The organism is Streptomyces sp. 71268 (genome assembly GCF_029392895.1).
Lineage (GTDB): Bacteria > Actinomycetota > Actinomycetes > Streptomycetales > Streptomycetaceae > Streptomyces.
Genome location: NZ_CP114200.1, coordinates 1441574 through 1458353, shown reverse-complemented (window position 1 = coordinate 1458353; position 16780 = coordinate 1441574). Strand labels below are relative to the sequence as shown.

Annotated in this window: 2 protein-coding genes; both read left to right on the top strand. The window is 72.7% G+C overall.

Annotated elements, in window-relative coordinates; genetic code table 11:
• Positions 1-13: 13 nt before the first annotated feature.
• Positions 14-10378, top strand: a complete 10365-nt coding sequence (locus OYE22_RS05455) for a type I polyketide synthase (protein WP_277319348.1) — start codon at positions 14-16, stop codon at positions 10376-10378.
• Between the two features lie 59 nt (positions 10379-10437).
• Positions 10438-16761, top strand: a complete 6324-nt coding sequence (locus OYE22_RS05450; RefSeq protein ID WP_277319347.1) for a type I polyketide synthase — start codon at positions 10438-10440, stop codon at positions 16759-16761.
• The last annotated feature ends 19 nt before the right edge of the window (positions 16762-16780 follow it).

Here is a 16780-nt window from a genome sequence, read left to right as displayed (position 1 = left end):
GGGTGACATAACAATGAACGAAGAGAAGCTTCTCGACTACCTCAAGCGGGTGACGGCGGATCTCCAGCAGACCCGCCAGCGCCTGCTGGAGGCCGAGTCGGCGGACCAGGAACCGATCGCGATCGTCGCCATGAGCTGCCGGTTCCCCGGCGGGGTGAGCTCTCCCGAAGACCTGTGGCGCGTGGTGGCGGACGGTACCGACACGATCGCGGAATTCCCCATGGACCGGGGCTGGGACATCGACGCCCTCTACGACGAGGACCCGGACCGTCCCGGCACCAGCTACACGACCGAGGGCGGCTTCCTGGAGAACGCCGACCGGTTCGACCCGGCGTTCTTCGGGATATCCCCGCGTGAGGCGCTGTCGATGGACCCCCAGCAGCGGCTGCTGCTTGAGACGTCCTGGGAGGCGTTCGAGCGCGCGGGCATCGACCCGATGTCCCTGCGGGGCAGCCGTACCGGTGTGTTCGTCGGCACCAACGGCCAGGACTACTCCATGCTCACGCTCGGCGCGGCCGAGACCCTGGAGGACGTCGAGGGCCACTCGGGCACCGGCAACGCGGCGAGCATCGTCTCCGGCCGGATCTCCTACACCATGGGCCTTGAGGGCCCCGCGCTCTCCGTGGACACGGCCTGTTCGTCCTCCCTCGTGGCCCTGCACCTCGCCGTTCAGGCGCTGCGCCAGCGCGAGTGCGCACTCGCGCTGGCCGGTGGTGTCACGGTGATGTCCACCCCGTCGGCGTTCGTCCAGTTCAGCCGGCAGCGAGGCCTCGCCGCTGACGGCCGGTGCAAGCCGTTCGGCGCCGCGGCCGACGGCACGGGCTGGGGCGAGGGCGTCGGCATGCTGCTCGTGGAGCGGCTGTCCGACGCCCAGCGCAACGGCCATCAGGTGCTGGCCGTCGTCCGGGGCTCGGCCATCAACCAGGACGGCGCGTCCAACGGACTCACCGCGCCCAACGGCATCTCGCAGCAGCGGGTCATCCGGCAGGCGCTGACCAGCGCCCGCCTGTCGGCCGCCGACGTGGACGCGGTCGAGGCGCACGGTACGGGTACCTCGCTGGGTGACCCGATCGAGGCCCAAGCGCTGATGGCCACGTACGGCCAGGACCGGCCCGCGGACCAGCCGCTGTGGCTGGGAAGCATCAAGTCCAACATCGGGCACACGCAGGCCGCCGCCGGTGTCGCGGGTGTCATCAAGATGGTGATGGCCATGCGCGAGGGCGTCCTGCCCAAGACCCTCCACGCGGACGAGCCATCCCCGCACATCGACTGGACCGGCGGCGCCGTCTCCCTGCTGAACGACTCGACCCCGTGGCCGGACCGGGAGCACCCGCGCCGCGCCGCGGTGTCCTCGTTCGGCATGAGCGGCACCAACGTGCACACCATCCTGGAGCAGGCCCCCGAGGCCGATCCGGCGGAGACCGACGAGACCGGCACCGAGGCCGCCGGCGGTCCGGTGGCGTGGCCGGTGTCGGGCCGTAGCGCGGAGGCGCTGCGGGAGCAGGCCGGCCGACTGCGTGAATTCCTCGCGGAACGCCCGGAGTTGAACGTGGCGGACGTGGCCCACTCGCTGGCCACGACCCGGTCCGCCTTCGAGCACCGGGCCGTGGTGGTGACCGGAGCCGGCCGTGAGGCGCTCCTGGAAGGCCTTGAGGCGATCGCCGAGGACGCCGCCACGCCGAACGGAGTGGTACGCGGGAGGACCGGCGACGCCGGTCGTTCGGTGTTCGTGTTCCCGGGTCAGGGGGCGCAGTGGGTGGGTATGGCGGTGGGGTTGTTGGATTCCTCGCCGGTGTTCGCGGAGGCGGTGGGTGAGTGTGAGGCGGCGTTGTCGGCTCATGTGGACTGGTCGCTGACGGACGTGCTGCGTGGTGCTGAGGGCGCTCCTGGGTTTGACCGGGTGGATGTGGTGCAGCCGGTGTTGTTCGCGGTGATGGTGTCGCTGGCCAAGCTGTGGCGTTCGATGGGTGTGGTGCCGGACGCGGTCATGGGCCACAGCCAGGGTGAGATCGCGGCTGCCTGTGTGGCCGGTGCGTTGTCGTTGGAGGACGCCGCGAAGGTGGTGGCGTTGCGGTCGCAGGCGATCGCGGGTGGTCTGGCGGGTCGTGGCGGGATGGTGTCGGTCGGGTTGCCGGTCGACCAGGCGCGGGAGCGTATCGCTCGGTGGGGTGGCGCTGTCTCGGTCGCTGCGGTCAACGGTCCCGGCTCGGTGGTGGTCTCCGGTGATCCGGGTGCGTTGGATGAACTGGTCGCCGAGCTTGAGGGCGAGGAGGTGCGGGTTCGTCGGGTGCCGGTGGACTACGCCTCGCACTCGGCCCATGTGGAGTCCATCCGCGAGGAGTTGCTGAAGGTCCTGGCGGACCTGAAGCCCCGTACGTCTGAGGTGCCGTTCTACTCGACGGTGTCGGGTGAATTGGTGGACACGGCGGGTCTGGATGCCGAGTACTGGTTCCGGAACCTGCGCCAGACGGTCGAGCTGGAGGCCACGACCCGCCTTCTGCTCGATGACGGTCACACCGTGTTCGTCGAGGTGAGCCCGCATCCGGTGTTGACGCTTCCGGTTCAGCAGACGGTGGAGGCCGCTGACGCCCAGGCCGTGGTCGTGGGCACACTGCGCCGCGACGAGGGCGGGGCCGAGCGGTTCCTGACCTCCGCCGCCGAGGTGTTCGTGCGCGGAGTCACGGTCGACTGGACCGCCCTGCTCGGGGGCCGGAGCACCCGCCGGGTGGAACTGCCGACCTACGCCTTCCAGCGTCAGCGGTACTGGCTGGATGTGTCGGCCTGGGACATGTCGGCCACCGCCGGCGCCCTGGGCGCGGACGCCGTGGACGCCCGTTTCTGGGAAGCCGTCGAGCGCGAGGACCTGGAGGCGCTGGTCCGCACGCTGGAGGTGGAGGGTGAGGAGGCGCAGTCGTCGCTGACGGCGCTGCTTCCCGCCCTGTCGTCCTGGCGTCGTCAGCGGCGTGAGCAGAACACGGTGGACAGTTGGCGCTACAAGGTGGTCTGGAAGCCCCTGGCGTCCGCCACCGGCGCCACCCTCTCGGGCACCTGGCTCGTCGTCCTTCCCGCGTCGCACGCCGATGACGCCCTCGTGTCCGCCACGGTGAACGGGCTGGAGGCCAACGGGGCCGCTGTCGTCCGCGTGGTACTGGACGCGTCGGGCAACGACCGCGAGGCGGTCGCGGAGCGGCTGCGGGCGGCACTCGACGCGGCGGCGGTGGAGCCGTCGGGCGTGGCGGGTGTGTTCTCGCTGCTGGCGTTGGACGAGTCGGGGCACGGGGCGTTCGCGGGTGTTCCCGCTGGGTTCGCCGCGTCGGTGGGGCTGGTCCAGGGGCTCGGCGACGCGGGGGTCACGGCCCCGCTGTGGTGCGGTACCCGGGGCGCGGTGTCGGTGGGCCGTTCCGACCGGCTGGTGAGCCCGTTGCAGTCGCTGGCGTGGGGCCTGGGCCGGATCGTGGGGGTGGAGTACCCCCAGCGCTGGGGTGGCGCGGTCGATCTGCCCGAGACCGTGGACAGCCGTGCGGCGGCCCGTCTGGTCGGGGTGCTGGCGGGTGCGGAGGGCGAGGACCAGGTCGCGGTGCGCGGCTCCGGTGTGTACGCCAAGCGCATGGTGCGGGCCACGGCCGCCGAGGACGTGGAGGGCCGAGGGTCCTGGCAGAGCCGGGGTTCGGTGTTGGTGACCGGTGGTACGGGTGCGCTCGGTGGTCATGTGGCTCGTTGGTTGGCGCGTACGGGTGCTGAGCACCTGGTGTTGACCAGTCGTCGTGGGTTGGAGGCCGAGGGTGCCGTCGAGCTGAAGGCGGAGCTTGAGGGTCTGGGTGCCCGGGTGACGGTGGCGGCGTGTGACGCGGCCGACCGTGAGGCCTTGGCGGCGGTGCTGGACGCGATCCCGAGCGAGTTCCCGCTGACTGCCGTGGTGCACACGGCCGGTGTGCTGGACGACGGTGTGGTGGACGCCCTGACGGTGGAGCGGGCGGCCGGGGTGTTGCGTCCGAAGGTGGACGCCACCCGGAACCTGCACGAACTGACCGCCGGGATGGACCTGTCGGCCTTCGTGCTCTTCTCCTCCGGCGCCGCCACCCTGGGCGGCCCGGGGCAGGGCAGCTATGCGGCGGGCAACTCCTACCTCGACGCGCTGGCGTTGCAGCGCCGGGCGGACGGCCTTCCGGCCACGTCCATCGCCTGGGGCGCCTGGGCCGGTGGTGGCCTCGGCTCCGGCGAGGTCGGCGAGCGGATGGACCGTTCCGGCGTGGTCGGGATGGCGCCCGAGCTGGCGATCTCCGGAATGCAGCAGGCGCTTGAACTGGACGAGACGTTCCTGGTCATCGCCGAGATCGACTGGGACCGCTTCCAGCCGGAGTTCGCCGGCTCACGTCCCAACGCGCTGTTCCGCGAGGTGCCCGAGCTGAACCGCCCCGCTGCCACCGCCGGCGCGGACGCGGGCGGCGGCGACGACGAGATCTCCGCGCTGCGCCGGGAGATGGCGGAGCTGTCCCCCGCCGAGCAGCCCAAGTTCCTCCAGGAGCTGGTGCGCAACCAGGCCGCCGACGTCCTCGGCTACGACAGCGCCGACGCGGTGGATGCCGACCGCGCCTTCCGCGACCTCGGCTTCGACTCGCTGACCGCCGTCGAGCTGCGCAACCGCCTCGGCGTGGTCACCGGTCTCCGGCTGCCGGTCACCTGCGTCTTCGACTACCCGACCGCCACCGTCCTGGCCCGGTACCTGCACACCGAGATGTTCGGTGAGCAGCCTGCCGCCGGGGCCGCCGCCGCGCCCAAGCGGCCGGAGGCGCTCGACAAGGCCGTCGCCACCGACGAGCCGATCGCCATCATTGGCATGAGCTGCCGGTTCCCCGGCGGGGTGCGTACCCCCGAGGCGCTGTGGGACCTGCTGATGTCCGAGGGCGACGTGATCTCCGGGTTCCCCGAGGACCGCGACTGGGACATCGACAGCCTCTACGACCCGGACCCCGAGAAGGCCGGCACCAGCTACGTCCGGGCGGGCGGCTTCCTCGACGAGGTCGGCCACTTCGACCCGGCGTTCTTCGGGATCTCGCCGCGCGAGGCGATGGCGATCGACCCGCAGCAGCGGCTGCTGCTTGAGACGTCCTGGGAGGCGTTCGAGCGCGCCGGCATCGACCCCGTGGCGCTGCGCGGCAGCCAGACCGGAGTCTTCGTCGGCTCCAACTACCACGACTACGGTTCACGCATCCTGCGGGACGCCGAAGGCGTGGAGGGATACCTCGGCCTCGGCAGCGCCCCCAGCGTCTCCTCCGGCCGCATCTCCTACACCTTCGGCTTCGAGGGCCCGGCCGTCACGGTGGACACCGCGTGTTCGTCGTCGCTGGTGGCCCTGCACCTGGCCTGCCAGTCGCTGCGCCAGGGGGAGTCCTCCGTGGCGCTGGCCGGGGGTGTGACGATCATGGCCACGCCGGGCACGTTCGTCGAGTTCAGCGCCCAGCGCGTGCTGTCGTTTGACGGCCGCTGCAAGGCGTTCGCGGCATCGGCCGACGGCACCGGCTGGTCCGAGGGCGTGGGCATGCTGCTCGTGGAGCGGCTGTCCGACGCTCAGCGCAACGGCCACCGGGTGCTGGCCGTCGTCCGGGGTTCGGCCATCAACCAGGACGGCGCGTCCAACGGCCTCACCGCGCCCAACGGCCCGTCGCAGCAGCGGCTGATCGAGCAGACGCTGGCCGGCGCCCGGCTGGCCTCGGCCGATGTGGACGTGGTCGAGGCCCATGGCACCGGCACGCCCCTCGGCGACCCGATCGAGGCGCAGGCACTGCTGGCCACCTACGGCCAGGGCCGCCCCGAGGGCCGGCCGTTGCTGCTGGGCGCCATCAAGTCGAACATCGGTCACACGCAGGCTGCGGCCGGTGTCGCGGGCGTCATCAAGATGGTGATGGCCATGCGGGAGGGCGTGCTGCCCAAGACCCTGCACGTGGACGAGGCGACACCGCACGTGGACTGGTCGGCGGGCGACGTCGAGCTGCTGACCGAGACGGTGCCCTGGCCGGAGACGGACCACCCGCGCCGGGCGGCGGTGTCCGCCTTCGGTGTGAGCGGCACCAACGCACACGCGATCATCGAGCAGGCGCCGGCCGCCGACGAGCCGGAGGCGCCGCGGGCCACGGCCGCCCCGGGCGCCACCGGGCTCCCGGTGCCGTGGGTCCTCTCCGGCAGGACCGACGCCGCCCTGCGGGGCCAGGCCGAGCGGCTGCGGGACCACCTCGCGACCCTCACCGAAGAGCTCGCGCCCACGGTGGACGTCGGCTACTCCCTGGCCACGACCCGCTCGCTCTTCGACCAGCGAGCCGTCCTGCTGGGCGAGGACCGCGCGGACCTGCTGCGCGCCCTCGCCGCCCTCGCGAAGGGCGAGACCACGCCCGGCGTCGTGCGGGGCACGGCGGGAGCGGCCGGCAAGACGGCGTTCCTGTTCTCGGGCCAGGGTGCGCAACGACTCGGCATGGGACGGGAGTTGTACGAGGCGTTCCCGGTGTTCGCCGACGCGTGGGACGAGGTGTGCGCGCACCTGGACGTGCTGCTCGACCGCCCGCTGCGGGAGGTGGTGTTCGCGGCGGAGGGCAGCGCGGAGGCCGAACTGCTGGACTGTACGGCGTTCACGCAGCCCGCGCTGTTCGCCGTCGAGGTGGCGTTGTTCCGGCTCCTTGAGCACTGGGGCGTCAGGCCGCACGTGGTGATCGGGCATTCCGTCGGTGAGATCGCCGCCGCGCATGTGGCGGGCGTGTTCTCGCTTGAGGACGCGTGCGCCCTGGTGGCCGCGCGTGGCCGACTGATGCAGGCGCTGCCGGAGGGCGGCGCGATGGTGGCCATCGAGGCGTCCGAGGAGGAGGTCGTCGGATCGCTGGCCGGTCGTGAGGCCGAGGTGAGCGTCGCGGCGGTCAACGGTCCGACGGCCGTGGTCATCGCTGGTGACGAGGCCGCGGCGCTGGAGATCGCCGGCCAGTGGGCCGAGCGGGGTCGCAAGACCCGTCGGCTGCGGGTCAGCCACGCGTTCCACTCCCCGCGCATGGATGCCATGCTGGGCGACTTCCGCGAGGTCGTCGAAGGGCTGGCCTTCGCCCCACCGACCCTCGCGCTGGTCTCCAACGTGACGGGTCGGCCGGCCGGCGCGGACGAGGTGTGCTCGCCGGAGTACTGGGTGCGCCATGTGCGCGAGGCCGTACGGTTCGCGGACGGGGTGCGGGCGCTGGAAGAGCTGGGCGTGACCCGGTTCGTCGAGGTCGGCCCCGACGGCGTGCTCACCGCGATGGCGCGGGACTGCGTGGCGGATCGCCCCGAGGGCACCGCCGAGCCGGTCCTGGTGCCGGTGCTGCGCAAGGAGCGCCCAGAGGCACGGGCGCTGACGACGGCGCTGGCCGAACTCCACGTGGGCGGCGTCGCGGTGGACTGGGAGCGGATCTTCGCCAGGCGCGACGCCCGCAGGGTGGAGCTGCCCACCTACGCCTTCCAGCGGGAGCGCTACTGGCTGGAGGCCCTGACCTCGTTCGCCAGCGACGTGACCGCCGTGGGGCTCGTCCCGCCGACGCACCCGCTGCTGGGCGCCGCCGTCGAACTGCCCGACGCGGACGGCTTCCTGTTCACCAGCCGCCTCTCGCCGCAGACCGACCAGTGGCTCGTCGACCACATGGTGCAGGACACGATCCTGCTGCCCGGCACCGCCTTCCTCGAACTGGCCCTGCACGTCGCCGACCAGGTGGGCTGCGACCGGGTCGAGGAGCTGACCCTCACGGCGCCGCTGGCACTGCCCGAGCGGGGCGCGGTCCACCTGCAACTGGCGGTGGGCGGACCGGACGAGAACGGCACGCGCTCGCTGAACGTGTACTCCCGGCCCGAGGACTCCACCATGGAGCAGCCGTGGACACAGCACGCCTCGGGTCTGCTCGCGCGGAGCGGCGCACAGGACGACACCGGCGCGGCCGACCTCGCCGTATGGCCCCCGGAGGGCGCCGAACGGATCGACATCGAGGACGTCTACGCCCGGATGGCCGCGGGCGGCTTCGCCTACGGCCCGGTCTTCCAGGGACTGCGATCGGTGTGGGTCCGTGGGGACGAGGTCTTCGCCGAGGTGCGGCTGCCCGAGGAGAACGTGTCGGACGCGGAGCGGTTCGGACTGCACCCGGCCCTGCTCGACGCGGCGGTCCAGGCCGTCATGTTCGTGCCGCAGGAGGAGGCGGGGCTGGCCAGGCTTCCGTTCTCCTGGACCGGCGTGTCGCTGCGGGCCACCGGTGCCTCGGAACTGAGGGTGCGCCTCAGCTCGCTCGGGCCCGACTCGATCGCCCTCGCGGTGGCCGACACCAGCGGCCGGGCCGTGGCTACCGTCGACTCCCTGGTGCTGCGGCTGGTGGCGGAGGGGCAGATCCAGTCGGCCGGCTCAGCGCCGGCCGGGCACGACTCGCTCTTCCGGCTGGACTGGACCCCCGTACCCGTCGGCGCGCCGGCTCCGGCCTCCGAGGGGACGTGGGCCGTGCTGGGCACGGACGACCTGGGGGTGCGCTCCGGTCTGGAGGGCGCGGGCGCCGACGTGGTGTCGTACGCGGACCTGACCGCGCTGCGCGAGGCGGTCGACTCCGGGGCCACGCCGCCGGACGTCGTCATGGTGGCGGGCGCCGCGGAGGCGGCCGGCATCGACGACGGGGCGGATCTGGCGGGACGGGTACGGGGTGCCACCTACCGCGCGCTGGAACTGGTGCGGACGTGGGTCACCGACGAGCGGTTCGGCGACTCCTACCTGGTGTTCGTGACCCGTGGCGCGATGGGCGCCCGGTCCTCCGACGAGGTGCGCACCCCGGCCGAGGCCGCCGTGTGGGGCCTGCTGCGCTCCGCGCAGACCGAGCACCCGGGGAAGTTCCTGCTGGTGGACCTGGACCCGGAGGACCACGGCGACGTGTCCCCGGCGCTACGGGCGGCGCTGACCGCCGAGGAGCCGCAGGTGGCCGTGCGGGACGGACGGGTGCTCGCGGCGCGTCTCGCCCGGGTGGTCCCGGCCGAGGAGCTGCCCGAACCGGGTACCCCGCCGTTCGACGGCCGGGGGACGGTGTTGATCACCGGTGGTACGGGTGGTCTGGGTGCGTTGTTGGCTCGTCATCTGGTGGTGGAGCACGGTGTGCGTTCTTTGGTGTTGACGAGTCGTCGTGGTGTGGACGCGCCGGGTGCGGTGGAGTTGGTGGCGGAGTTGGCTGGGCTTGGTGCCCAGGCGCGGGTGGTGGCGTGTGATGTGGCTGACCGTGTCGCGGTGGAGGGTGTGTTGGCTGGGATCGGGTCTGAGTACCCGTTGTCGGCTGTGGTGCACGCGGCGGGTGTGCTGGATGACGGTGTGGTGGAGTCGTTGACGCCGGAGCGGGTGGATCGGGTGTTGCGTCCGAAGGTGGACGCGGCGTTGCACCTGCACGAGCTGACCCGCGACCTCGACCTCTCCGCGTTCGTGGTGTTCTCCTCGGCCTCCTCCAACTTCGGTGGCGGCGGCCAGGCCAACTACGCCGCGGCCAACGCCTTCCTGGACGCCCTGGCGCACCAGCGGCGCGGGCTCGGCCTCCCCGCGGTCTCCCTGGCCTGGGGCATGTGGGAGCAGCGCAGCGAGATGACCGGGGACCTCGGCGAGGCCGACCTCCAGCGCATCGCGCGAGCCGGACTGAACGCGCTCAGCTCGCGAGAGGGCCTCGCGCTGTTCGACGACGCGCTTCGGACCGACGAGACGGTGCTCGTACCGACCCACGTGGACCTCGCCGCCCTGCGCGCCCAGGCCCACACCGGCGACATCCCCGCGCTCCTGCGCGGCCTGGTGCGCGTTCCCCGGCGCCGGGCCGTTGCGGCGGAGACCACGCACGCCGGCACCGGGTCGCTGCGGGACCGCCTGGCTGGTCTCGCCCCGGCCGACCAACACCGGGCGCTGCTGGACCTGGTACGGGTCCAGGTGGCCACCGTCCTCGGCCACGGCTCGCCGGAGGCGGTGGAGCCCGACATGGCCTTCAAGGACATGGGCTTCGACTCGCTGACCACGGTGGAACTGCGCAACCGGCTCAACACGGAGACCGGGCTGCGGCTGTCGGCGGTGCTGGTCTTCGACCACCCGACCCCCACGGCGCTGGTGGACCACCTGCGGGAGGAGCTCCTGCCGGACGGCGACACGGGCGAGCCCCTGGTCTTCGCCGAGCTGGACAGGCTGGAGCCCCTGCTCTCGCACGTGTTGGACGACGGCGAGGCGCGCACGAAGGTGGCCGGGCGGCTGCGGGAGCTCCTGGAGAAGCTGGTCGAGGCCTCCGACGACTCCGGCTCCGCCGAGGTGGTCGAACGGATCGGATCGTCGTCCAACGACGAGCTGTTCGCCTTCATCGACAACGAACTCGGGCTGTCCTGAACCCGCGTCCAGCGCCCTGACCCCCCTGACTTTAAGTTCAAAGAAAGTGACGGCACACAGTGAGCGAGACCAAGCTCCGCGACTACCTCAACAGGGTGACGACCGACCTGCACCGCACCCGGCAGCGCCTCCAGGAGGTGGAGGCGAAGCAGCGTGAGCCCATCGCGATCGTCGCGATGAGCTGCCGCTTCCCCGGTGGGATCAGCTCTCCCGAGGAGCTGTGGAACATGGTCGCGGAGGGCGCCGACGGGCTCTCACCGTTCCCGAAGGACCGCGGCTGGCACGAGGAGGTCTACAACCCGGACCCCGACAGCCAGGGCACGAGCTATGTGAACGAGGGCGGTTTCCTGCACGACGCCGCGCAGTTCGACCCCGTGTTCTTCGGCATATCCCCACGCGAGGCGCTGGCCATGGACCCCCAGCAGCGGCTGCTGCTTGAGGCGTCGTGGGAGGTCCTGGAGCGGGCGGGCATCGACCCGCTGTCCGTCAAGGGCACCACCGGCGGCGTGTTCATGGGCGCCGCCTTCCAGGGGTACGGAGCGGCCGGCCCGATCGAGGCCGAAGAGGTCGAGGGCCATCTGATGACGGGCCAGACGCCCGCCGTCACCTCCGGCCGGGTCTCCTACGTCCTCGGCCTCGAAGGCCCCGCGGTGACGGTGGACACGGCGTGTTCGTCGTCCCTGGTGACGCTGCACCTGGCCGCGCAGGCGCTGCGCCAGGGCGAGTGCGACTTCGCCCTGGCCGGCGGCATCACCGTGATGGCCGGCCCCGGGACGTTCACCGAGTTCAGCCGTCAGCGGGGGCTCGCCTCCGACGGCCGCTGCAAGCCCTTCGCGGCCGCCGCGGACGGCACCAACTGGGCCGAGGGCGTCGGCGTGCTGCTCGTGGAGCGGCTGTCCGACGCCCGCCGACTTGGCCACCCCGTGCTGGCGGTGGTGCGCGGCTCCGCGGTGAACCAGGACGGCGCCAGCAACGGCCTGACGGCCCCCAACGGCCCGTCGCAGCGCAGGGTGATCCGGCAGGCGCTCGACAGCGCGGGACTCACCCCGAACGACGTCGACGTGGTGGAGGCGCACGGTACGGGCACCACGCTGGGTGACCCGATCGAGGCACAGGCGCTGCTGGCCACCTACGGCCAGGGACGGCCCGAGGGCCAGCCGCTGTGGCTGGGGTCCATCAAGTCGAACATCGGTCACGCGCAGGCGGCGGCGGGTGTCGCGGGCGTCATCAAGATGGTCATGGCGATGCGGCACGGCGTCCTGCCGAAGACGCTGCACGTGGACGAGCCGACTCCGCACGTGGACTGGTCGGCGGGGGCCGTGGAACTGCTGACCGAGGCACGGCCCTGGCCGGAGACGGGCCGGCCTCGCCGGGCGGCGATCTCCTCCTTCGCGATCAGCGGCACCAACGCGCACACCGTCATCGAGCAGGCCCCCGAAGCCGAGGAGCCGGGGCCGGCCACTCCAGGGGAGGGCTCGGAAGCCGAGGCACCCGCGACGCTCGCCACCCCCGTCGTGCCGTGGCTCGTCTCCGGCAAGGGCGAGGCCGCGCTGCGGGCACAGGCCGAGCGGCTGCACGCCCGTCTGACGGCCCAGGGCTCCGCCCAGGACGACGGACTCGCGGCCGCGTCGGTGGCGGACATCGGCTACTCCCTGGCCGTGTCCCGGTCGGCGTTCGAGCACCGCGCGGCGGTGATCGGCGACGACCGCGAGAGCCTGCTGCGGGGCCTGTTGGCCGTGGCCCAGGGCGAGGCGACCCCGGGTGTGGTCAGGGGGCAGGCGGCGAAGGGCCGCAGGACCGCCTTCGTGTTCCCGGGTCAGGGGGCGCAGTGGGTGGGCATGGCGGTGGGGTTGTTGGACTCCTCACCGGTGTTCGCGGAGGCGGTGGCCGAGTGTGAGGCGGCGTTGTCGGCTCATGTGGACTGGTCGCTGACAGACGTGCTGCGTGGTGTTGAGGGCGCTCCCGGTTTCGACCGGGTGGACGTGGTGCAGCCGGTGTTGTTCGCGGTGATGGTGTCGTTGGCGAAGTTGTGGCGTTCGGTGGGTGTGGAGCCGGATGCGGTGATGGGTCACAGCCAGGGTGAGATCGCGGCAGCCTGTGTGGCCGGTGCGTTGTCACTGGAGGACGCCGCCAAGGTGGTGGCGTTGCGGTCGCGGGCCATCGCGGGTGGCCTGGCGGGTCGTGGTGGCATGGTGTCGGTGGGGCTGCCGGTCGACCAGGTCAAGGAGCGCATCACCGCCTGGGACGGTGCGATATCGGTCGCCGCGGTCAACGGTCCCGGCTCGGTCGTCGTCTCCGGCGATCCGGGTGCGCTGGACGAGATGGTGGCCCAGCTTGAGGGTGAGGAGGTCCGGGTTCGCCGGGTGCCGGTGGACTACGCCTCGCACTCCGTCCACGTGGAGTCCATCCGCGAGGAGTTGCTGAAGGTCCTGGCGGACCTGGAGCCCCGTACCTCGCAGGTCCCGTTCTACTCGACGGTCTCCGGCGAAGTGGTGGACACCGCCGGCCTGGACGCCGAGTACTGGTACCGGAACCTGCGCCAGACCGTGGAGCTGGAGGCCACCACCCGCACCCTGCTCAAGGACGGCCTCACGGTGCTCGTCGAGGTGAGCCCGCACCCGGTGCTCACCCTCCCCGTACAGCAGACGGTGGAGGCCGCCGAGGCGCGGGCGGTGGTCGTGGGCACGCTGCGGCGCGACGAGGGCGGGGCCGAGCGGTTCCTGACCTCGGCCGCCGAGCTTCACACCAGCGGGGTCGTCGTCGACTGGGAGAAGGTGTTCCAGGGGCGTGACGCCCGCCGGGTGGAGCTGCCGACCTACGCCTTCCAACGCCAGCGCTACTGGCTCGACGCGACGGCGGCCGTCGGCGACGCGGGCTCGGTGGGCCTCGGACCGGTGTGGCACCCCCTGCTGGGTGCCGTGGTCTCGCTGGCCGGTGGCGGCGGGGTGCTGCTCAGCGGGCGGCTGTCGTTGGCCACGCACGCCTGGCTCGCCGACCACTCGGTGGAAGGCGTGGCGCTGGTGCCCGGTACGGCCTTCATGGAGATGGCCGTACAGGCGGGGGACCAGGTGGGGTGCGCCCGGGTCGAGGAGCTGGTGATCGAGGCGCCCCTGGTGATGCCCGAGCGCGGCGGGGTGCAGATCCAGGTCGAGGTGGGGGACGTCGACGCCGCGGGCCACCGCGAGGTGAGCGTCTACTCGCGGATCGAGTCCGACGAGGACCGGGCCGACCTCGGGAACCCGTGGGTGCGGCACGCACGCGGTGTGCTCACCCCGCCCGGCCCGGCGGCCTCCTTCGACTTCAAGAAGTGGCCGCCCTCCGGGGCCAAGCCCGTCGACATCTCCGGCGGGTACGAGCACGCCGCCGAGCACGGGCTGCGCTATGGCCCCGCGTTCCAGGGGCTGCGGCGCGCCTGGCGGCGCGGCGACGCGGTCTTCGCCGACGTGGAACTGCCCGAGGAGCAGCTCGGCGTCGCGAAGTACTTCGGCCTGCACCCGGCCCTGTTCGACGCGGCTCTCCACGCGATCGGCGTGAGCAAGGCGATGCGTGGAGGCGATGACGCGCCGAGCGCGGGCACTCTGCTGCCGTTCTCCTGGCGGGGCTTCTCCCTCGAAGCCGTCGGCGCGGGAACCCTCAGGGTCCGGATGGTCCCCGACGGGCGGCAGGCGGTGTCCCTGGCGATAGCCGACACGTCGGGCCGCCCGGTGGCCTCGGTGGACTCCCTCGTCCTGCGGCCGATCCAGGCCCAGGCGTTGCGGAACGCGGGCCGGAGGGACGGTGACGCGCTGTTCCGCGTGGAGTGGACGGCGGACGCGGTCAAGCCCACCGAGAGCGTGGTGCCGGGCTGGTCGGCGGTGCTGGGCGACGACCTCCTCGGCGTGGGCGCCGCGCTGGAGATGTCGGGCGTCACCGTCGACGTGTACACGGACCCGGTGGCGCTCGGCGACGCCGTGTCGTCGGGCACGCTCATGCCCGGCATGGTGGTGCTGCCGGTGGCCCCGGGCGGCGCGACCGTGGTGGACGAGGTGCACACGCGGGTCGCCGAGGCGCTGGAGACCGTCCAGTCGTGGCTGGCGGACGAGCGGTTCGCGGCGACCCGGCTGGTGCTGGTGACGCGCGGCGCCGTGGACACCGGTGACGGTGTGACGGATCTGGCGGGCGCGGCCGTGTGGGGACTGGTGCGCTCGGCGCAGTCGGAGAACCCCGGCCGGGTGGTGCTGGTCGACACCGACGACGTCGAGAAGTCGGCGGGGCTTCTCGCGGGTGTGATGGCCTCCGGTGAGGCGCAGGTGGTGGTGCGCTCCGGTGAGGTCCGCGTGCCGCGCCTGGCCCGGTCGCTGCCCTCGGGCGACGCCAACGAGTCGACGACGTTCGGCTCCGGCGCGGTGCTGGTGACCGGCGGCACGGGTGTGCTGGGCGGTCTGGTGGCCCGGCACCTGGTGACCCGGCACGGCGTCGGGAGGCTGGTGCTGCTGTCCCGCCGTGGGGCGGAGGCGGACGGCGCGGCCGAGTTGCGGGCCGAGCTGGAGGCCGCGGGCGCCGAGGTGGCGGTCGTGGCGTGTGACGCCTCGGACCGTGAGGCGCTCGCCGCGGTGTTGTCGGGCCTGCCCGAGGAGTTCGCGCTGAGCGCCGTGGTGCACGCGACCGGGGTGCTGGACGACGGGCTGTTCGCGTCCATGACGCGCGAGCGGGTCGAGCCGGTGCTGCGGGCGAAGGTGGACGCCGCGTGGAACCTGCACGAGCTGACCTCGGGCATGGACCTGTCGGCCTTCGTGCTCTTCTCGTCGGCCGCCGGTGTGTTCGGCTCGGCGGGACAGAGCAACTACGCCGCGGCCAACGTGTTCCTGGACGGCCTCGCGTCCTGGCGGCGGGCTCAGGGGCTGCCGGGTGTCTCGCTGGCGTGGGGCCTGTGGGAACAGGCCAGCGGCATGACCGGCCACCTCGGCCAGGAGGACCTGCGCCGGGTGTCGCGTTCGGGTCTGGTGCCGCTCTCCTCCAAGGAGGGCCTGGAGCTGTTCGACGAGGGCGTCACCTCCGGCCAGGCCGTGGTGGTCCCCACCCGGCTGGACCTGGGCGCGCTGCGCGCCCAGGGCGCCGCGATGCCCGCCGTGTTCCGCGCCATCGTCCCGCAGCCCGCCCTCCGGCGTACGGCACGGGCGGCCGAGTCCGAGACCGGCGACCAGTCCACCGAGTTGCGCCAGCGACTGGCCGGACTGTCGGAGAGCGAGACCGAGGAGGCGCTGCTCGAACTGGTGCGTACGCTCGCCGCCGCGGTGCTCGGGTACTCCTCGCCCGAGGAGGTCGACACCAGCCACGAGTTCATGGAGATGGGCTTCAACTCCCTCACGGCGGTGGAGTTCCGGAACCAGCTCGCCTCCGTCACCGGCCTGCGGCTGGAGACCACGGTGGTCTTCGACCATCCGCGCCCCCTGGAGCTGGTGTCCTACCTGCGCCCCCGGCTCGCGGCCGGGATCGCCGCCGCTCCCGCCGACCGCCAGACCCAGCCGCCAGCGGCCCAGGCCGCCACGCCGACGCCCGCGACCGCGCCCCCGGCGTCGCAGGCGGACGCGCCCGACACCCTCGGCTCCCTGTTCCGGGAGGCGGCGGCGCAGGGCAAGACCAAGGTCGGCATGGATCTGCTGGTGAACGCCGCGCGGCTGCGTCCCACCTTCGAGGACCCGGCCGACTTCGAGGGGACCATCAGGCCCGTACGGCTCTCCCGGGGTGCCGAACGCCCCCGGCTGATGTGCTGCTCCTCCTACATGGCGCTGGGCGGCGTCCACCAGTACGCGCAGCTCGCCGCCCCGTTCCGGGGCAACCGGGACGTCGCGGCCCTGCCCGCCGTGGGGTTCGTCCAGGGCGAGAGCCTCCCGGCCACCCCGGAGGCGCTGTTCCGCCTCCAGGCGCGGATCGTCGCGGAGTACGCCGACGGCGCCCCGGTCGTCCTGGTCGGTTCGTCGGCCGGCGGCATAGTCGCCCACTCGGTGGCCGCCGCCCTGGAGAGCCAGGGCACGCCGCCCGCGGGAGTCGTCCTGCTGGACACCTACCTGCCGGACAGCGCGAGCATCGGCCAGTTCGAGAACGCCATGCTCGACGAGATGTACGAGCGGGACGCCCTCGTCTCCATGGAGGGTGTCCGGATGTCCGCCATGGGCTGGTACCTGCACCTGTTCGAGGGGTGGAAGCCGCCGGAGAGCGCGGTTCCCAGCCTCCTGGTCCGCGCGGCGGAACCGATGGGCGAGGTGGACGCGGACGCGGCGGGCTGGCAGTCGGACTGGCCGGCCGACTCCGTGATCGACGTGCCCGGAACCCACTTCACGATGATGGAAAAGCAGGCGGGTACCACCGCACAGGCCATCGAGGACTGGGTGGCCAACCTCTAGCACCCCACGCGCCCGCCCG